At 64.9% G+C, this 18,199-nt stretch carries 18 protein-coding genes; 6 read left to right on the top strand and 12 right to left on the bottom strand.

All coding sequences use genetic code 11. From position 1 onward, the window contains the following. Nucleotide 1 precedes the first annotated feature (1 nt). Both AC07VY_RS12800 and AC07VY_RS12795 read left to right on the top strand, forming a co-directional pair. Complete coding sequence (locus AC07VY_RS12800) at nt 2-1,027, top strand: Gfo/Idh/MocA family oxidoreductase (RefSeq protein ID WP_495098055.1); 1,026 nt, start codon at nt 2-4, stop codon at nt 1,025-1,027. A gap of 113 nt (nt 1,028-1,140) precedes the next feature. Continuing rightward, nucleotides 1,141-3,090, top strand: a complete 1,950-nt coding sequence (locus AC07VY_RS12795) for a methyl-accepting chemotaxis protein (protein WP_495098056.1) — start codon at nt 1,141-1,143, stop codon at nt 3,088-3,090. Here AC07VY_RS12795 and AC07VY_RS12790 read toward each other — a convergent pair. Next, nucleotides 3,087-4,007 (bottom strand): inositol monophosphatase family protein, encoded by a 921-nt coding sequence (locus tag AC07VY_RS12790; protein ID WP_495077193.1) that lies wholly within the window; start codon nt 4,005-4,007, stop codon nt 3,087-3,089. The two genes, AC07VY_RS12795 and AC07VY_RS12790, sit on opposite strands and share 4 nt — an antisense overlap. Before the next feature lie 95 nt (nt 4,008-4,102). Between AC07VY_RS12790 and AC07VY_RS12785 the strand changes: the two genes are divergently transcribed. Together AC07VY_RS12785 and cysE are read left to right on the top strand one after the other, a co-directional pair. Continuing rightward, nucleotides 4,103-4,894: an RNA methyltransferase gene (locus tag AC07VY_RS12785; protein WP_495098057.1), complete on the top strand. Its 792-nt coding sequence runs from the start codon at nt 4,103-4,105 to the stop codon at nt 4,892-4,894. Nucleotides 4,895-4,903: 9 nt separating this feature from the next. Further along, complete coding sequence (gene cysE / locus AC07VY_RS12780) at nt 4,904-5,677, top strand: serine O-acetyltransferase (RefSeq protein WP_495098058.1); 774 nt, start codon at nt 4,904-4,906, stop codon at nt 5,675-5,677. Here the strand turns inward: cysE and AC07VY_RS12775 are convergent. From AC07VY_RS12775 to yjgA, 7 genes are all read right to left on the bottom strand, one after another. Next, nucleotides 5,655-6,056 carry a ribosomal maturation YjgA family protein gene (locus tag AC07VY_RS12775; RefSeq protein WP_495098059.1) on the bottom strand — a complete coding sequence of 134 codons (402 nt, stop codon included), beginning with the start codon at nt 6,054-6,056 and terminating at the stop codon, nt 5,655-5,657. The genes cysE and AC07VY_RS12775 overlap by 23 nt on opposite strands. Then, complete coding sequence (gene creD, locus AC07VY_RS12770) at nt 6,053-7,465, bottom strand: cell envelope integrity protein CreD (RefSeq protein WP_495098060.1); 1,413 nt, start codon at nt 7,463-7,465, stop codon at nt 6,053-6,055. Before creD ends, AC07VY_RS12775 begins: the two co-directional genes overlap by 4 nt. A 100-nt stretch (nt 7,466-7,565) precedes the next feature. Next, on the bottom strand, nt 7,566-8,969 hold the full coding sequence (creC, locus tag AC07VY_RS12765) for a two-component system sensor histidine kinase CreC (RefSeq protein WP_495098061.1): 1,404 nt from the start codon (nt 8,967-8,969) through the stop codon (nt 7,566-7,568). Between the two features lies 1 nt (nt 8,970). After that, nucleotides 8,971-9,666 carry a two-component system response regulator CreB gene (creB, locus tag AC07VY_RS12760; RefSeq protein ID WP_495098062.1) on the bottom strand — a complete coding sequence of 232 codons (696 nt, stop codon included), beginning with the start codon at nt 9,664-9,666 and terminating at the stop codon, nt 8,971-8,973. Between the two features lie 111 nt (nt 9,667-9,777). Next, nucleotides 9,778-10,608 (bottom strand): PhzF family phenazine biosynthesis protein, encoded by an 831-nt coding sequence (locus AC07VY_RS12755; protein ID WP_495098063.1) that lies wholly within the window; start codon nt 10,606-10,608, stop codon nt 9,778-9,780. A gap of 74 nt (nt 10,609-10,682) precedes the next feature. Then, nucleotides 10,683-11,294 carry a molybdopterin adenylyltransferase gene (gene mog, locus AC07VY_RS12750; RefSeq protein WP_495098064.1) on the bottom strand — a complete coding sequence of 204 codons (612 nt, stop codon included), beginning with the start codon at nt 11,292-11,294 and terminating at the stop codon, nt 10,683-10,685. Then, complete coding sequence (gene yjgA / locus AC07VY_RS12745; protein ID WP_495098065.1) at nt 11,266-11,922, bottom strand: ribosome biogenesis factor YjgA; 657 nt, start codon at nt 11,920-11,922, stop codon at nt 11,266-11,268. The genes mog and yjgA overlap by 29 nt, the downstream gene beginning before the upstream one ends. Nucleotides 11,923-12,009: 87 nt before the next feature. On the opposite strand from yjgA, the gene pmbA reads away from it, so the two are divergent. Then, on the top strand, nt 12,010-13,389 hold the full coding sequence (gene pmbA, locus AC07VY_RS12740) for a metalloprotease PmbA (protein ID WP_495098066.1): 1,380 nt from the start codon (nt 12,010-12,012) through the stop codon (nt 13,387-13,389). A gap of 83 nt (nt 13,390-13,472) precedes the next feature. Here the strand turns inward: pmbA and AC07VY_RS12735 are convergent, their stop codons facing one another. Genes AC07VY_RS12735 through AC07VY_RS12720 form a run of 4 tightly spaced genes read right to left on the bottom strand, consistent with a single transcriptional unit; the run spans nt 13,473 to nt 16,844 of the window. Beyond that, on the bottom strand, nt 13,473-14,492 hold the full coding sequence (locus tag AC07VY_RS12735; protein WP_495098067.1) for a TRAP transporter substrate-binding protein: 1,020 nt from the start codon (nt 14,490-14,492) through the stop codon (nt 13,473-13,475). Nucleotides 14,493-14,540: 48 nt separating this feature from the next. Further along, nucleotides 14,541-15,833 (bottom strand): TRAP transporter large permease, encoded by a 1,293-nt coding sequence (locus tag AC07VY_RS12730; RefSeq protein WP_495098068.1) that lies wholly within the window; start codon nt 15,831-15,833, stop codon nt 14,541-14,543. Nucleotides 15,834-15,838: 5 nt separating this feature from the next. After that, nucleotides 15,839-16,348: a TRAP transporter small permease subunit gene (locus AC07VY_RS12725; RefSeq protein WP_495098069.1), complete on the bottom strand. Its 510-nt coding sequence runs from the start codon at nt 16,346-16,348 to the stop codon at nt 15,839-15,841. Continuing rightward, nucleotides 16,335-16,844 carry a gluconokinase gene (locus AC07VY_RS12720; RefSeq protein ID WP_495111298.1) on the bottom strand — a complete coding sequence of 170 codons (510 nt, stop codon included), beginning with the start codon at nt 16,842-16,844 and terminating at the stop codon, nt 16,335-16,337. The genes AC07VY_RS12725 and AC07VY_RS12720 overlap by 14 nt, the downstream gene beginning before the upstream one ends. 208 nt (nt 16,845-17,052) lie before the next feature. Here AC07VY_RS12720 and gntR point away from each other — a divergent pair, with 208 nt between their 5' ends. Next, entirely contained in the window at nt 17,053-18,099 is a 1,047-nt protein-coding gene (gene gntR, locus AC07VY_RS12715) for an HTH-type transcriptional regulator GntR (RefSeq protein ID WP_495098071.1), read from the top strand. Nucleotides 18,100-18,199: the final 100 nt, after the last annotated feature.

The following is an 18,199-nucleotide window of genomic DNA, read 5'->3' as shown; positions in this document are numbered from 1 at the left end:
CATGGCTACCAAACCTAATTTGCGGATCGGTATTGCCGGTCTGGGCCGTCTCGGCCAACGCCATGCCGAAGCCCTGGCTTTCAGCACCCGTCATTGCACCCTGGTGGCTGCCTGCAGCCCGGTGGCCAGCGAGCGCGCCTATGCGGGCGAGCAGCTGGGCATCGCGCGTCTGTATGAAGATTTCGACGCCATGCTGGCCGACTCCGAGATCGATGCGGTGGTGCTGGTGACACCCACTTCATTGCACGCAAACCAGACCATTGCGGCACTGGAGGCGGGCAAGCATGTGTTCGTGGAAAAGCCGCTGGCGTTGAACGTGGAAGACTGCGAACGCGTGCTGGCCGTGGCCGAGCGCCGCCCCGACCAGGTGGCCATGGTGGGCTTTGTGCGCCGCTTTGACCCCAGCTATGTCAGCGCCCAGGCGGCGGTGGCATCGGGCGAGATTGGCCAGCCTTTCCTGGTGCGTTCGCAAACCTGCGACCAGAATGACCCCGAAGGCTTCTTCGTGCGCTTTGCCCCCACCTCCGGCGGCATCTTCATGGACTGCAGCGTGCACGACATCGATCTGGCGCGCTGGATGCTGGGCCGCCCCAAGGCGCTGCGCGCATTCGCTACCGGCACGAATGCGCTGCACCCGGCGCTGGCCGAATTTGGCGATGTGGACAACGGCCTGGCGGTGGTCGAGTTCGAAGGCGGCGCCCGTGCCGTGCTGTACGCATCGCGCACCATGGCCCATGGACACGAGACCAGCACCGAAGTGATCGGCACGGCCGGCAAGCTGACCGTGGGCGAGCACGCCGCGCGCGACCGCGTGGTGCGTAGCGACGGCCATGGCGTGCGCCATGCGGTGGTGAAGGATTTCTACGAGCGTTTCGAAGCCGCGTTCGCGGCCGAAATGGCAGCCTTCGTCGCGGCTTGCCGTGGTGAAAAGCCTTTGACGCTGACCTTGGCCGACGCGCTGGAAGCGACCCGTATTGGCCTGGCCATTACCCGCTCGCTGCGTAGCGGGCAAGCCGAATCGGTGTAGCGCCTGCTACCCGTCTTACCGCACCGGCCTGTCTGCGGTGCGGGAAGCCAGCCCTGAGGGGCTAACGACAAACGTCCTGCCCAGGCGGGTCGATAAAAAAAGAGGCGGAGACAATGTTCAAATTCAAGCTTCCCAAAAAGACAGTCGCGCGCCAGTTGGCGCTTTTGTCGTTTGCCGGACTGGTGCTGGTCTTGCTTGGGGCCAGTGTGGCGATAGGCGTGCTGGAGCACCGCAGCACGCATGCGCTGATGGTCTCATCGGTGGCCGAGCGGGTACAGGGCATCGTGGCCTCTACCGACGCGTCCGACCAGGTCAACCGGGGCTTGGTGGTGAATGCGTTCGGCGCCTTGCGGCGCAACTTCGACCGGACTGTGGTGCTCGACCCCGCGTCCGGCGAACTCATGAGTGGCGGCAATGCCATCAACGACGACTTCCAGGTGGTGGACAAGTACGCGCGCGACACCGGTGGCGTGGTGTCGGTGTATGCCAAGCAGGGTGATGACTTTGTCTCCATCACCTCGTCGCTGCGCAAGGGGGATGGCGCACGTGATATCGGCACGGTGCTGAACAAGCAGTCGCCAGCCTACAAGCTGGTCATGGCGGGCGAGGGCTATTCCGGCGTCGCCAACCTGTACGGCAAGCCGTATATGACGCATTACGAGGCCATGAAAGATGCTTCGGGTGCGATCGTGGGAGTGCTGTTTTCAGGGACCGACGTGTCCTTTCAGCAGTTCGTGATGGGCAAGCAGATTGCCGACACGCATTTTTTTGAAACCGGCGGTGTGTACTACATCGACGCCAGCGGCGCGGTATCGGACGCCCGATTCCTGGTGCACCCCGAGGCCAAGGGCAAGAAGGTGCTGGATGCCTACCCGAACGCCGGCAAGTTCCTGGACGCTCTGGCCGCCGCGCCAGACGGCTATGTGCGCAATGCCTTTCCGTTCCTGGGCGAGCCCGACGAGGACCGCTGGGCCGTGATGCGCAAGACCAAGGAGGGCAATGGTTGGATCGTCGCCGAAGTGTCGGAGCGCGAGTCGATGGCGCCGTACTGGGCGAATATGCGCATGGTCTGGGGCATGCTGGGCGTGACCGCGTTGCTGCTGGCCGCCGGGCTGTTCTTGCTGGTGCGCCGCATGGTCAGCCAACCGTTGGGAGAACTGACTACCGCCATCAACCAGGTGACGCAGGGTGATCTGACCCAGGCCCTGCTTTCCCAGCGCAACGATGAAATCGGCGACCTGGTAAACCAGGTGGACGCTATGCGGCAACGCTATAGCCAGACCTTGCTGAAAGTGCGCGGCTCGGTGGACAGCATAGGTACGGCCAGCTCCGAGATTGCCAGCGGCAGCCAGGATTTGAGTGTGCGCACTGAGCGCGCCGCCACCAATCTACAGACTGCAGCCACGAACATGGAGCAGCTGACCAGCGCGGTGAAAAGCTCGGCCGATGCCGCGCGCCAGGCCAATCTGCTGGCGGCAACCGCTGCCGAGGTGGCGGCCCGAGGCGGTGCGGCGGTGGGTGATGTGGTGTCCACCATGGACGAGATCAACCGCAGCTCGAAGAAGATATCCGACATCATCGGCGTGATCGACGGCATTGCGTTCCAGACGAATATTCTGGCCTTGAATGCTGCCGTGGAGGCTGCCCGGGCCGGAGAGCAAGGACGGGGCTTTGCGGTGGTCGCCAGCGAGGTGCGTAGCCTGGCCGGGCGCAGTGCCGATGCGGCGAAGGAAATCAAGCTGCTGATTGGAGCCTCGGTGCAGACCGTGGTAAACGGCTCCCGGTTGGTGCGCAATGCCGGTGACACCATGAATGAGATTGTGGGTTCGGTGCAGCGCGTCAGCGCCATCATCGGCGAGATTACCGCCGCTGCGGGCGAGCAATCAGACGGTATTGCCCAGGTGAACCACTCGGTGGGCGAGCTGGACCAGATGACGCAGCAAAACGCGGCCCTGGTCGAACAATCCGCGGCGGCGGCCGAGAGCCTGCGCGATCAGGCCCAGCTGCTGGCCCAGGCGGTGGAGGTGTTCAAGCTCGCGCCCGGACACCTCGCCTTGCCTTAAAACGGCGCGTCTTCGCTCTTGCTGTCTTCGGCCGCGTCTTCCATGGGCGCGGCTTCAGCGGTTTCGCTTGCTGCAGCCTGGCGCAGCGTGGCTTTTTCGCCAGCGCTGGCGAACTTGCTGTACTTGCCCAGGATGGACACCAGCTGGCCGTACACGCGCGGGTTGCCGGCCATACATTCCTTCTGGTCCAGGAAGTCGGCTTCGCCGGTGAAGTTGCCCACCAGGCCACCGGCTTCGGTGATCAGCAGCGAGCCGGCCGCCATGTCCCATGGGTTCAGGCCGGTTTCAAAGAAGCCATCGGTAAAGCCGGCGGCCACATAGGCCATGTCGAGTGCGGCCGCGCCCGGGCGGCGCATGCCGGCCAGCTTGGGCATCAGGTCGGACATCATGCCCAGGTAGTTCTTGAAGTTGTCGCCCGGGCGGAACGGGAAGCCGGTGGAGATCAGGCATTCGTTCAAGCGCACGCGCTTGGACACGCGGATGCGGCGCTCGTTCATGTACGCGCCGCGGCCCTTGGTGGCGGTGAACAGGTCGTTGCGGGTGGGGTCGTACACCACGGCTTGTTCGATCTTGCCCTGCACGGCCAGCGCGATGCTGACGCAGTAGAACGGAAAGCCGTGGATGAAATTGGTGGTGCCGTCGAGTGGATCGATGATCCACACGTACTCAGAATCTTTGGCGCCGTGTTCCGAACCCGATTCCTCTGCCAGGATGCCGTGGCCAGGATAGGCCGCCAGCAGCGTCTCGATGATCACGGCCTCGGCGGCTTGATCGACTTCGGTGACAAAGTCATTGATCTGCTTCTGCGAGATACGCACCGCTTCGACATCGAGTGCCGCGCGGTTGATGAGGTTGCCTGCGGCACGGGCGGCCTTGACGGCCACGTTAAGCATCGGGTGTAGGTTGGGGAGCGCCATAAATTGTAGGTAAGAGCAAAAGAAGAGCGGCCAGGCGATGCGGGCAGCGACAATCGGGGGATTTTACCTCTTCATAAGTTTTTGCCGATTCCGCCATGCAAAGCCGTTTTATTCTGATCCAACCCAGCCATGCTGGCAATGTGGGTGCTACCGCCCGTGCGATGAAAGTCATGGGCTTTGACGACCTGGTGCTGGTCGATCCGCGCTGGCCGAATGTGCTGCGCCGCCAAGAGACCATTCAGCGCGCCAGCGGCGCGCTGGACGTGCTGGACAAGGCCCGCATCGTCGCCACCCTGGACGAGGCGCTGGACGGCATGGACCACCTGTGCGCCACCGCCATGACGCCGCGCGACTTCGGCCCGCCCACCCGCGCACCGCGCCAGCATTTTGAAATGCTATTGAAACAGGAGCTGCCTGCGCAGGTAGAATATGCGCTAGAGGCCGATTTGCCTTCAAGCCTGCCGGAAGGGGTGGCCTTCCTGTTTGGTTGTGAACGCTTCGGCATGGCAAACGAAGACGTGTACCGCAGCCATGTCGCTTTGAGCATTCCCACCAACCCGAAATTCGGCTCGCTGAACCTGGCCGCCGCCGTGCAGCTGATCGCCTACGAATGGCGCATGGCCCTGGGCGGTTTTGCGGTGGAAAGCAGCACGCCGCCGCCGGTGCGGGCCGATGCGCGCCAGGTGGCCGGCATGCTGGCGCACTGGGAGCAAGCGCTGACCGAGCTGGGTTTTCTGGACCCGGCCGCGCCCAAGAAGCTGATGCCGCGGCTGAACCAGTTGTTCAACCGTGCCCAGCCGCTGCAGGAAGAAATCCACATCCTGCGCGGCATTGCCAAAGCCATCTCGCAGATGGCGGATAAAGCGCAATCCCCAGCAAACGACTAGACTATTCCGATGTTTTCCCGCATCCGCTCCGACATCCGCTGCATTCTCGACCGTGACCCCGCTGCCCGCAGCACCTGGGAGGTGATCACGTGTTACCCCGGCTTGCACGCAGTGGTGCTGCACCGCCCGGCCCACTGGTGCTGGAACCATGGCTTCAAGTGGTTGGGCCGCTTCATTTCGCATTGCACGCGTTGGCTGACAGGCATCGAGATCCACCCCGGCGCCAAGCTGGGTGAACGGGTGTTTTTCGACCACGCCATGGGTGTGGTGGTCGGCGAGACCGCGGAAATTGGCGACGGCTGCACCATCTACCAGGGCGTGACCCTGGGCGGCACCTCGCTGTACAAGGGTGCCAAGCGCCATCCGACCCTGGGCCGCGACGTGGTGGTCAGCGCGGGCGCCAAGGTGCTGGGCGGCTTCACCGTGGGCGACGGCGCCAAGATCGGCTCCAACGCCGTGGTCATCAAACCGGTGCCGGCCGGTGCCACGGCCGTGGGTATCCCGGCCCGCATCATCCTGCCCAAGGGCGGCCAGGCCGGTGATGCCGCGATGTCGAACCCGCGCTTCTCGGCCTACGGCGTCACGCCCGACGACGACCCGCTGAGCCAGGCCATGCGCGGCCTGATCGACAGCGCCTCGTCGCAAGAGCACCAGATCGCGCTGCTGTGGCAGGCCATCGAAACACTGTCGGCCCGCCAGCAAACCCCCGACTGCGTACCCAGCGACGCCGCGCGTAGCGAGTGCTTCGAGGCAGCCAAGCTCAACGAGCTGGTCGGCAAGTAAGCCTGGGCAGATCCAGCGCGCGGCACATCAGCCAGCCGCATCCGTAGGCCACCAGGTCCCGAAGGTCGAAGGTAGTGCCCAGCGCGATGCGCAGAACGTGGTGCATCGCTGTCTGGTCGTGCAGGCCCAGCCGGTCGACCATGCCCAGGCCTTGCAGGCCTTCAATCGCACATGCGAACAACAGCGCCCACAGTGCCAGCCGCGCGGGCGGCTGCGCCACGCAGGTCCGCAGCAGGGCGTACACCAGCACCACCACCAGCACATCGCCGCCAAAGCCGCGCAGTACGCCTGGCGGCGCGTAGCGGGCGATGGCCACTTCGACGGCCAGTAGCGCCAGGGCGGCGAGCAGCCAGTGGGGGCGGAAGGTGAATGTGTTCATGCTGCTTCAGGCTGGGCGGTGGAGGTGGCGATGGGTGGGCTCTGCAGCCGACCATACCAGTCCACCTTGCGCGTCAGCATCATCACCGCGGCCAGCACGCTGAACAGGGCCAGCGCACCCACCACCAGCGCCGTCTGCTCCAGTTGCAGCAGCATGTAGAGCAGGCCGTACAAGGCGGCGATGCCCGCGCCAAAGGGCAGGCCACGCTTCCAGCTGTGCAGCATGTGGCTGGCGTAGTAGCTGAGCAGTAGCACGCAGGCGCTGGCGCCGATGGCATAGGCAGCGTCAAACGGCAGGTGCTCGGACAGACTCACCAGCAGCAGGAAGAAGATGCTGATGGCCGCGCCCACCAGAAAGTACTGCACCGGGTGCACCCGCAGCCCGCGCATGAATTCGAAAAGACCGACCGCCACAAAGGTCAGTGCGATGAACAGCAGGCCGTATTTGGTGGCCCGGTCGGACAGCGAATAGGTGTTGATCGGATCGATAAAGCTGACGCCCAGGGTCTCCACGCAGGCGGTGTTGGCGGCCGTGGTTTCCGCCGATGCGGCGCGTGCTGCGTTGTAGGCCTGGCTATCGGTGTTGCCGTTGCACAGCCGGCCTCCGTTCAGCACCGCCTGCTGGGCAGAGCTGGCCAGCGCGGAGACGCGCCAGCTGGCTTCAAAGCCCTTGTCGCTCACCTTACGCTCTGATGGCAGAAACTGCCCGTAAAAACTTGGATGCGGCCAGTTGGACGTGAGGCTGATCTGGGTCGCGCTGCCCAGCGGCACGATGTTCAGGCTTTCAGTACCGAGCAACTCAAGCTCGATATCGGCCGTGAGCGGTGCGGCTGGGTTTGTGCCCGCAGGCAGACTGGCCTGCACTCCGCGCGGGTAGGCCGCATGCTGGGTGCCGGCGCGCACCGCCTGGGCTGCGCCGTTGACCTGTACATCGGCCTGGCGGATGCCGCGGGCGTCGGATACGGCCAGCATCAACAGCGGTGGTCCGCATTGCAGCTTGGAGTCCGCATGCTGGCGCCCGCCCTCCAGGGCTTTTAGATCCGTCCAATGCGCGGTAATCCGCGACTTGAAGGTGAAGACCTGCGTGGCATGCAGGCCGCGCGCCCGCGCCTCGACCTGGCTGGTGCCTCCCAGGTTCAATGTGCTGGGCGCGGCAACTCGGACGAACTCACGGCGCTGGGTCAGCGGGCCTTTGTCGCTTAGGGTGGTCCATTCCTCGGTGCAGCTGACCTGCACCAGCGGCCCCAGCAAAGTCTGGCTGCCGGCCAGGCTTTGCGCGACGCTGCTGACCGCGTTCTGGTGCAGGGCCTGCCGTTCGCGGACCAGACCGGTGATCTGCCCCAAGCCGATCAGCAGCAGCACCGCCACCAGCATCAGTCCGCCGAGTTTTCCAAAAATAATGGATTTCATCTTCCCTCCTTGTTGAACAAGCCACGAGCGTGACCAGCCAGGGTGAGGGCGGTATGAAGTCTGTGAAGCGAAAGTGAAGTCTGGCGTTTTAAGGACGTGTTCAAGGCGGAAAGTGCAGCTCCACCCGCAGCCCCGGCTGGGTGTTGCGTACCTGCATATGCCCGCCATGCAGCGCCATGATCTGCTGCACGATGGCCAGGCCCAGGCCCGAGCCTTTGGTGATGCCGTCGGGCCGCACGGTGGAAAAGAACTTCTGCCCCAGCTTGGGCAGCGCATAGTCGGGCACGCCGGGGCCGCTGTCCTGCACCACGATGGCCTGGCCTTCGACGCCCAGGCGGATGCGGCTGCCCGGCGGGGCAAAGGCAGCGGCGTTGTCCAGCAGATTGCCCAGGGCCAGGGCCAGCAAGTCGGCTTCGATGTGGGCCGTGGCCGGGCTGTCGCTTGCTATCAAGTCGATAGCTATATGCGCACGGTCTACCTGCGCCAGGGCCATAAATGATGCCAAATATTCGGTCAAACGCAGGCGCTGGGGCTGCTGCAGTTCCTGGCGCTGCTCCAGCTTGCTGAGCTCCAGCAGGCGGTCCACCAGGCTCTGCAGCCGCCGGGTCTGGGCCAGCACGTCGGCGGCGAATTCCTGCCGGTCGGGCTCGGGCAATGGCTCTTGCAGCAGCTCGCCAGCGCCGCGGATGGCGGCCAGCGGGCTCTTCAGCTCGTGGGTCAGGGCGCGCACATAGCCTTCGATGTAGTCGCGGCCCTCGACCCGCTGGCGCATCGCCTGCATGGCCCGCGCCAGCTCGCCCAGCTCGCCGGGAATGCGCGGCAGCGGCAGCTTCTTGCCGGCCTCCATGGCATTGGCGTAGCGGCGCAGCTGGCGGATGCTGTAGACCACCCACAGCGTCACCGCCACCCCCACCGCTGCCGACAGGGCCAGCAGCCAGAAGCCGCTGACCAGAATCTTGCGCTCGGCCCGGTCGATGAAGGCCTGCACCGTGGCCACCGGCTTGGCCACCGTCAGCACGCCGATGACCTGGCCGCCGTAGTTGACGGGCGCGGCCACGTACAGCACCGAGCTGCGGTCGTCCTCGTAGACCTGGCGCGTGGCCCGGGCGCCGTACTCGCCACGCAGCGTGCGGGCCACGTCGCGCCATTGCGAATAGTCCTGGCCCTCGGCTGTATGAGTGGAGTCGAACATCACCTTGCCCTTGGCGTCGGTCACGTAGACGCGGAAGTCCAGCGACTGCTTGTCCAGACCCCAGATGCGCGCGTCTATAGGCCGGCGCGCGTAGGCGCCCACCTGGGTGGCGAACCGGCCCTGCGCCATGTTGCCGGCGCGCAGATCGTCGACGGCCAGCTCGGCTAGGATGTTGGCGGTGTCGACCATCATGTCTTCCATCACCTCGCGCACGCTGGGCTTGACCTCGGCCACAAAGATGCGCAGCACGAACAGGCCGGCCAGCCCGGTGATCAGGAAGAAGCCGAACAGGATGCGGATGCCCAGATGCATCTCAGGTTTGCGGCGCGATGGAATAACCCAGGCCGCGGTGCGTGGCGATGGGGTCGAGGGTGGGCGTGATCTGCTGCAGCTTGGCGCGCAGGGTTTTGATGTGCGTGTCCACCGTGCGGTCGCTGCTTTCCGAGTCGTTGCCCCATACCGCGCTCAGCAGGGCGTCGCGGCTGCGGATGCGCCCGGGCTGGCGCAGCAGCTCGGCCAGCAGGCCCAGCTCGCGCCGGGTCAGCGGCAAGGCCTGGCCCTGCCAGGTGGCGCGCTGGCCGTCCAGGTCCAGCGTGAAGCCGGTGGGGGCTGGCGGCGTGGAGCTGGCCTGGGCGGAGACTCGGCGCAGTAGGCCGCGCACCCGCGCCACCAGTTCGCGCGGGCTGAAGGGCTTGGTCACGTAGTCGTCGGCGCCCAGCTCCAGACCGACCACGCGGTCGATCTCTTCGCCCTGCGCGCTGAGCACCAGCACCGGCAGATGGCGCTGTGTAGCGCTGGCGCGCACTTGGCGGCACACGTCCAGGCCGGAGCCGTCGGGCAGTCCGATGTCGAGCACCAATACATCGGGCGGCGCAATCGTCAGCTGGCGCAGCGCATCCGTCACCAGCAGGCAGTGCGTGACCCGCAGCCCCGCGCGCTCGAACGCATAGACCACGGTTTTGGCGATCGCCGGATCGTCTTCCAGCAGCAGGATGTGGGGTTGGTGCATGGTTCGGCTGGACAGATGATCTGGGGGGCGTTGTTGCTCGCGTGAAGTTCAAGCCTTTTAGGCCGCTAGCGCAGATTCCACCTGCGCCAGAAGCTCCTATTTCGATAGCAATCAGGCCATCAACCGGGCTGTGCCAGATACGCGTACCGAGCTGCCTGGCTGGCTGCTGAACTCGGCGCGCAGCAGGGCGCGCATGCCCATGTCTTCGCCCTGCACCACGTCGATGGCACCGCCGTGCGGCCAGTCCAGGTCGCGCAGGTAGCCGGCCAGGGCGGCGGTAGCGGCGCCGGTGGCGGGGTCTTCCAGCACACCGCCAGATGCGAAGGCGTTGCGAGTGTGGAAGCGCTGCGCTGACTCGGCAAACGCCAGCAGGATGGTCACCAGGCCGGCGCGCAGCATCAGGCTGCGGCCTGTGGCCAGGTCGTAGTGCATGGTGGCCAGGGCGCTGCGGGTCTTCAGGGCCAGCACCAGGTGGTCGGCACCGCCGTGTATCAGGGCCGGCGGGATGCGCGGGTCCAGGTCGTGGGCGGTGTAGCCCAGCAGGGCCAGAGCCTCGGCCACCAGTTCGGCGGGCGCGGACTGGCTGCGTGTGGGCGGCGACTGCAGCGCTGCAGTGAACAGTGTGCCGGCGCTGCGGCCTTCCACGGTGATCTGGGCGTGGTTCAGCGTCAGCGGGTAGACGCCGTTGCCGTGCTGCTGCGCCAGGACCGCACCTAGCGCGATGGTGGCGTGTCCGCAGAACGCTACCTCGGTCTCGGGTGAGAAATAGCGCACCCGCCAGGCGCTGCCCATGGGCGCGGCGAAAGCGGTTTCAGAAAAACCGACGGCTGCAGCGGTGCGCTGCATTTCCGCGTCGCTGGGTAGTACGTCGGCGATGACGACGCCAGCGGGGTTTCCGCCGCTGGGGCCGTCGGAGAAGGCGGCGAGTTTCAGGACTTGCATGGTGTCTCCTTGCAGAAATGAGGTGGGCTGAAAGCTATTTTCAGCCGGGGCGTGTAGCCCTGCCGCCGTCGTGCTTATGGGGCTGACGGTGGGCGGATGGCTGATTTGGGCCGGAAGGCCTTGCATACCGTATCTACCGTTTCCAGATAAGGGCCGCCGATCAGGTCGATGCAGTAGGGCACGGCGGCAAAGATGCCGGGCGTGCCCAGGGCGGGCAGGCCTTCCAGCGTCTCGGCTATCGCCTTGGGCTGGCCGGGCAGGTTGATGACCAGGCTTTTGTCGCGGACCACGGCGGTCTGGCGCGACAGGATGGCGGTGGGCACGAACTTCAGGCTGATCTGGCGCATCTGTTCGCCAAAGCCGGGCATTTCCTTGTGGGCAATGGCCAGCGTGGCCTCGGGCGTGACGTCGCGCAGGGCAGGGCCGGTGCCACCGGTGGTCAACACCAGGCTGCAGCCGGCGTCGACCAGCTCGACCAGGGTGGCGCTGATGACGGCTTGTTCGTCGGGGATCAGGCGCGGCACGAATTCGATGGGGTTCTGCAGCGCGCGGCTCAGCCAGTCTTGCAGCGCGGGCAGGCCTTTGTCTTCGTAGACGCCGGTGCTGGCGCGGTCGCTGACCGAGACGATGCCGATCTTGACGGGGTCGAACACGGCCTTATTCCTCGTCAGCCTGGTGGCTTGCATCGATGGCACCGTCGTTCAGCGGGCCGTCGATGTCCAGCAGCTGTTCACGCACCAGCTGGAAGATGTCGCGGTAGGCGCGGCCGTGGCGGGGCAGGGCGCCGGGTTTTTCGGGCGTGGCGTCTTTGCGGGCCTGGCGGACCAGGGCGCGCAGTTGCTGCGAGTCGGTGGCGGGGAATTCGCTGATCCATTCGCCAAAGGCGCCGTCTTCGGCGATCAGGCGGTTGCGCCAGGTTTCGGCCTTGTGCAGGGCCAGGTTTTCCTGGGCCGAACCGGAGTGCTGCACCTTGAGCGCCGCGCGGATCGCATCCAGCATCTCGGGCTCTTGCTTGCGCATGAGCTTGCCGATGTACTGCATTTGCCGGCGCTTGCCTTCGAAGTTGGTGATGCGCTTGGCTTCGACCACCGCGTCGTGCAGCTTTTCGCCCAGTTGCAGCTTGGTGAACAAGTCGGTGCGCAGGGTCAGCAGGTCTTCACCCAGCTTTTGCAATTCGTCGCTTTCGCGTTTCATGTCGGTGCGGCTGGCGGAGTCGGTGCCCTTGAGTTCGGCTTTGAGCTGGATGTCCAGTTCGCTGCCTTCGGCGACGAAGGTGCCTTGGACGTAATAGCCTTTGGTGGGTTTGCGTGACATGGTATTTCTGGGTGGGGTGGCGCTGTGCGCGGGTATCCGATGGGGCGCGGCCTAGGTGCCGGCGTGGCAAGTATCATAGCCGCCAACATGAAAAACCCAGATTCCACAGTTTCCCGCCCCGACAGTGGCTTTGCCTACAGCCGGCCTTTCTTTGAAGAACTGGTAGACAGCGCCTTGGCGCACGCCAAAAAACTCGGTGCGACTGACGCCGGTGCCGAGGCCTCCGAGGGCTGCGGCCTGAGCGTATCGGTGCGCAAGGGCGCGCTGGAAACCGTGGAGCGCAACCGCGACAAGTCGCTGGGCATCACGGTTTACATCGGCAAACGCCGTGGCAACGCCAGCACCTCCGATTTCTCCAAGGCAGCCATCCAGCAGACCGTGCAAGCGGCCTACGATATTGCCCGCTTCACTGCCGAAGACCCGGCCGCCGGCCTGCCCAGTTCCAAGGACATTGCCAAGCGCCAGGTGGACTTGGACCTGTTCCACCCTTGGGCCATCACCAGCGAAGACGCGGCCCAGATCGCCATGGAATGCGAGGCCGCGGCCCTGCAGACCAGCAAGCACATCACCAACAGCGAAGGCGCGGGCGTGTCGGCCCAGCAGTCGCATTTCTTCAGCGCACACACCAATGGTTTCCGGGGCGGCTACGCCAGCTCGCGGCATTCTTTGTCGGTAGCGCCGATTGCTGGCAAGGGTAGCGGCATGCAGCGCGACTCCTGGTACAGCTCCATGCGCGACGCGGCCGAGCTGGCTTCGCCGCAGGACGTGGGCCGCTACGCCGCCCAACGTGCGCTGAGCCGTTTGAAGGCACGCAAGATCCCCACCGTGGAGTGCCCGGTGTTGTTCGAGTCGCCGCTGGCCGCCGGCCTGCTGGGTGGCTTTGTGCAGGCCGTCAGCGGCGGTGCGCTGTACCGCAAGAGCACATTTCTGCTGGACTCCATGGGCAAGCAGATCTTCCCCAAGCACATCGATCTGATGGAAGACCCGTTCGTGAAGCGCGGCAAGGGCAGCTCGCCGTTCGACGAAGAGGGCGTGCGCGTCAAGGCGCGCAAGGTGGTGGACGCGGGTGTGGTCGAAGGTTACTTCCTCAGCAGCTACTCGGCGCGCAAGCTGGGCATGAAGACCACCGGCAACGCCGGCGGCTCGCACAATCTGACGCTCACCTCCCGCCGCACCCGCGCGGGCGACGACCTGGACGCGATGCTGAAAAAGTTGGGCACCGGCCTGTTCGTGATTGAGCTGATGGGCCAGGGCGTGAACTACGTGACCGGCGACTACTCGCGTGGTGCCAGCGGCTTCTGGGTGGAAAACGGCGAGATCGCCTTCCCCGTGGAAGAGATCACCATCGCCGGCAACCTGAAGGACATGTTCAAGGGCATCCAGGCGATTGGCGCAGACACCTACAACTACGGCGCGAAAACCGTGGGCTCGATCCTGGTGAACAAGATGAAGGTGGCCGGGAGCTGATCTAAGCTTTTTAGGCCTCAGGCGCTTATTTCACCTGCGCCGCCAGCTATCAATATAGTAGCTGGTGGCGTTTTGCTTGGCGTTTACTTACCGCGCTGCTTGGCCAGTGCGGCCTGGGTTTCCTGCCACAGGTCCATACCCACATTGGCGGCGACCAGGGCGTTGACCTTGGTGAGCTTGTCGCGCATGCGGGCGGCTTCGGTGGGGGCCAGTTGGTTGATCTGCATGCCCTTGGTTTTCAGATCGGCCAGGGCTTTGGCGGCTTCGTCGCGGGTGTCCTTGCGTTCGAAGTCGCGGCTTTGGATGGCGGCGTCGAGCAGCACTTTTTGCTCGTCCTTGCTTAAGCCGTCCCACCACTTCTTGCTGGCCAGCACGATCCAGGGGCTGTAGACGTGGTTGGTCACGCTCAGGTACTTTTGCACCTCGTAGAACTTGCTGGAGACGATGGTGTTGAAAGGGTTTTCCTGGCCGTCCACGGTATTGGTTTCCAGCGCGCTGAAGAGTTCGCTGAAGGGCAGGGGGATGGCGTTGGCGCCCAGGGTCTTGAAGCTGCTCAGGAAGACTTCGTTCTGCATCACGCGCAGCTTGATGCCGTCCATGTCTTCCAGCTTGGTGACGGGGCGTTTGTTATTGGTCAGGTTGCGGAATCCGTTCTCCCAGTACACCAGGCCGACCAGGCCTTTTTCCTGCAGCTTGGCCATTACTTTCTGGCCGATGGGGCCGTCCAGGATGGCGTCGGCTTCCTGCACGTTGTTGAACAGAAAGGGCGTGTCCCACAGTGCCATTTCCTTGGTGATGCCGACCAGGGTGGCGGTGGAGCCGACCATCATCTCCTGCGCACCGCCCACCAGGGCTTGCTGCATCTGGGTGTCGGGGCCGAGGGCGGCAGCGCCGATGGCCCGCATCTTCATCTTGCCGCCAGAGGCTTTTTCGATCGCACTGACCAGCACTTTGGCGGCGCGGCCCTGGTTACTTTGCTCGTTCAGGCCGTAGCCAAAGCGGATGATGCGCGGCTTGATGTCTTGCGCGAAGGCGGCGCTGGCAGCGCCCAGGGCGAGTGCGGCCACGGTGGCCAGGGCGGTGCGGCGAAGGAAGGTGTGCATGGTGTTTGTCCTTGGTTGTAAGTTGTAGGGTGCGAGAGAGTGGGCGGTTTAGCGCATCCACGCCACGGGGGCGATGACAAGCTGCGGGAAGATCACGAACAAAATCAGGATCAGCGTGTAGGTGATGAGGAAGGGGTTTACGCCCTTGATGACGGTGTGCATGGGCAGGCGGCCCACACCGGCAATCACGTTCAATACGGTGCCCACTGGCGGGGTGATCAGGCCGATGGCGCCGTTCAGCACGAACATCAGGCCGAAGTACACCGGGTCGATGCCGGCCTTGACGGCGATGGGCAGCATCACCGGGGCGAAGATCAGGATGGTGGGCGTCAGGTCCAGCGCGGTGCCTATCAACACCAGCACGACCATCATCACCGCCATCAGGACGCGCGGGCTTTCCACCAGCGGGCCGAGCCAGTTCGACAGCGTGCTGGGCAGGTCGGCCAGGGTGATCATGTAGCTGGCCACGGCAGCGCCGGCGCACAGGAACATCACCACGGCGGTGGTCTTGGCGGCGCGTACCAGCACCGTGTACAGCTCGGGCAGCTTCATTTCACGGTGCACGAACAGGGCTACGACCAGCGCGTAGAACGCTGCCACCACGGCGGCCTCGGTGGGGGTGAACAGGCCGCTCTTCATGCCGCCGATGATGATGATGGGCATCAGCATCGCCCAGAAGGCTTTCAGCGTGGCCTGCAGGCGTTCCTTCATGGGCAGGGGCTGGCCCACCGGCAGCTCGGTCTTGCGTAGCACGAACTTCCAGGCCACGATCAAGCCCGCACCCATGAACAGGCCGGGCACGATGCCCGAGACGAACAGCGCCGAGATCGACGTGTTGGTGGTCACGCCATAAATCACAAACGGCATGGACGGCGGAATGATGGGCGCGATGATGCCGCCCGAGGCCAGCAAGCCGGCCGATACAGGCAGCGGGTAGCCGTGCTGGCGCATCATGGGCAGCAGGATGGTGGCCAGCGCCGCGGTGTCGGCCAGGGCCGAGCCGCTCATGCTGGCCATCAGCACGGCAGCGCCGATGGCCACATAACCCAGGCCGCCCCGGATGTGGCCGACCCAGGCCTGGGCCATGGCGATGATGCGCCGGCTGATGCCGCCCGAGTTCATCAGTTCACCGGCCAGGATGAAGAAGGGCACGGCCAGCAGCGGAAAGCTGTCCACCCCGGCCACCAGGTTCTGCGCCAGCAGCTGGGTGTCCCAGAAATCCAGTACCCAGGCCATGCCGGCCCCGGTGAGTACCAATGCCAGCGCCATGTTCATGCCAATGCCCATCAGCACCAGCATGCCCAGCGAAAAAACCACGAATGCTTGACCTTCTGCGGACATATGACTTACTCCACTTCCGCGCCGTGACCGAGGTCCAGGGCTTTGTTACGTACCAGCTCCCACAACGCCATTGCAGCGATCAACAGGGAGCACAAAAACGCCGGCAAGGGCAGTAGCGCGCTGGAGTAGCCCAGCACCACGGAGTGGCTGCCCAGGCCCACGACCACCTGCTGCCAAGCGCCCCAGGCCAGGAAACTGCAGCCCAGCACCACCAGCACGCGGATCAGGGCAGCCATGGCCGCCAATGCAGCAGGCTTGTCGCGCAGCGCCAGCAGCAGGCTGGTGAAAGCCATGTGTTCGCCCATGGGGTAGGCGGCAGCGGCGCCGATGAACACCATCCAGACGAACAGCAGGCGCGACAGCTCTTCGCTGGCGGCCACGCCGCTGCCAAAGCCATAGCGCAGCACCACGTTGATGAAGACCGAGGTGGCCATGACGGCCAGGCACAAGGCCATGGCCGCATGGGCCAGACGCACCACGCGGGGCACGGGGATAGGTGTTTCAGGGGTTTGCATATGGGGTCTCCTGCAGCCAGTGGATGACGTGTTGGGTAAGGGGCGCCAGGGCCAGGGTGGCATCGACCACCAGCACACCGGCTTCGCCCTCGGGGCTTTCCAGGGCTTCGAATTGGCTGTCCACCAGGTTGGCCTGGAAATAATGGCCACCTGCCCGCTGGGCCACGCGCAGTCGGGCTTCCTCGCGGCTCAACGCCAGGTGCACAAAGCGCAAGCCCGGCACGGCGCTGCGCAACTGGTCCCGGTAGGCGCGCTTGAGGGCCGAGCAGGTCAGCACGGCGCCCTGGGGATGGCGCTGCAGCTCCTCACCCAGCCGCGCCAGCCAGCCAGTGCGGTCGGCATCCACTAGGGGCACGCCGGCACGCATCTTGGCGACGTTGGCGGCGGAGTGGAAGTCGTCACCTTCGACCAGGGGCCAATGCAGTGCCTCGGCCAATGCATCCCCCAGACTTGATTTACCGCACCCGGCAACGCCCATAACAACCAGTGAAACCATGTTGGACAGCGCAATCCCAATAAGTGAAAAAACCAGGCCGGCGGCCTGTACGACGCCAAAAAATCGGTTTCGATTTTTGGACAGCGCTATCCTAAGTCCGGCCGGTATGTATTTCCATCAGGGTTTTCACCTGAACAAGTGGCCAATGGCGTAAGCGGAACCTGTCGATTGGCATACCGTTGCCTCGGTAGAATCGCCTCCACACCGCATGGATAGCCCCTCCTCACCCCCTTCCTCACCCCCTTTGCGCCGGCGGGCAACCGGGCGTGCCACACTCAACGATGTGGCCCTGGCCGCAGGTGTCAGTGCCATCACGGCGTCACGCGCCTTGCGCGGCGCCCGGGCGGTGGACCCGGTGCTGGTCGAGAAGGTGCAGGTGGCAGCCCAGCAGCTGGGTTATGTGCCCGACCCTGCGGCCCGCGCCCTGGCTTCGGCCCGCAGCTCGCATGTGGCGGTGTTGATTCCGCTGTTGTCGAACGCGCTGTTCGTCGAGCTGCTGGAGGCGGTGCAGCGCACCTTGGCGCCTGCCGGCTACCAGACGCTGATGGGCGTGACCCACTACCAGGCCGCGGAAGAAGAGGCTTTGCTACGAAGCTATCTGGCACACCGCCCGGCCGGGCTGCTGGTCACCGGTTTCGACCGCAGCGAAGCCGCCCGCCAGATGATTGCCCGCAGCGGCGTGCCCTGCGTGCATTTGATGGAAACGGCGGTGACGCCGGGCGTCTACGGCGTGGGGCTATCGCAGCGGGACGCGGCCCGCACCATCACCGAACACCTGTTGCAGCGCGGCCGCCGGCGTATCGCCTACGTCGCCGGGCAGCTGGACCCGCGGGTAATGCAGCGTGCCGAGGGCTACCGCGCCGCTTTGCGGGACGCGGGGTGTTACGACCCTGGTTTGGAGGTCTTGGACCCGTCGCCCACCTCCATGGCCCTGGGCGGGCAATTGCTGGAGAGCCTGCTGGCCCGCCGGCCGGATGTGGATGCCGTCTTTTTTTGCAATGACGACCTGGCGCAGGGTGGGTTGCTGGCGGCCTTGCGTTTGCAGGTAGCCGTGCCAGGGCGAATTGCCGTGGTGGGCTTTAACGACCTGGCCGGCAGCGACCAGATGCTGCCGCCACTGACCACCATCCGCACACCGCGCGCCGAGATCGGCACACAGGCCGCCACGATGCTGCTGGCGCTGATGCGCGGTGAACCGGTGCCGCACAGCACGATCGATCTGGGCTTTGAACTGGTGGTGCGCAGCAGCAGCTAAGGGCCTTGCCAGGCATCGTATCTTTTAAGGCAACGCTGAATAAGTCCCGAGCTGGCGCGTGATTTGCATGTTTGCGTTCCTCATTCTTGAGGAGGTAGGG

This window comes from Rhodoferax sp. GW821-FHT02C08 (genome assembly GCF_059421805.1).
This window is presented reverse-complemented; position numbering and strand designations above follow the sequence as displayed.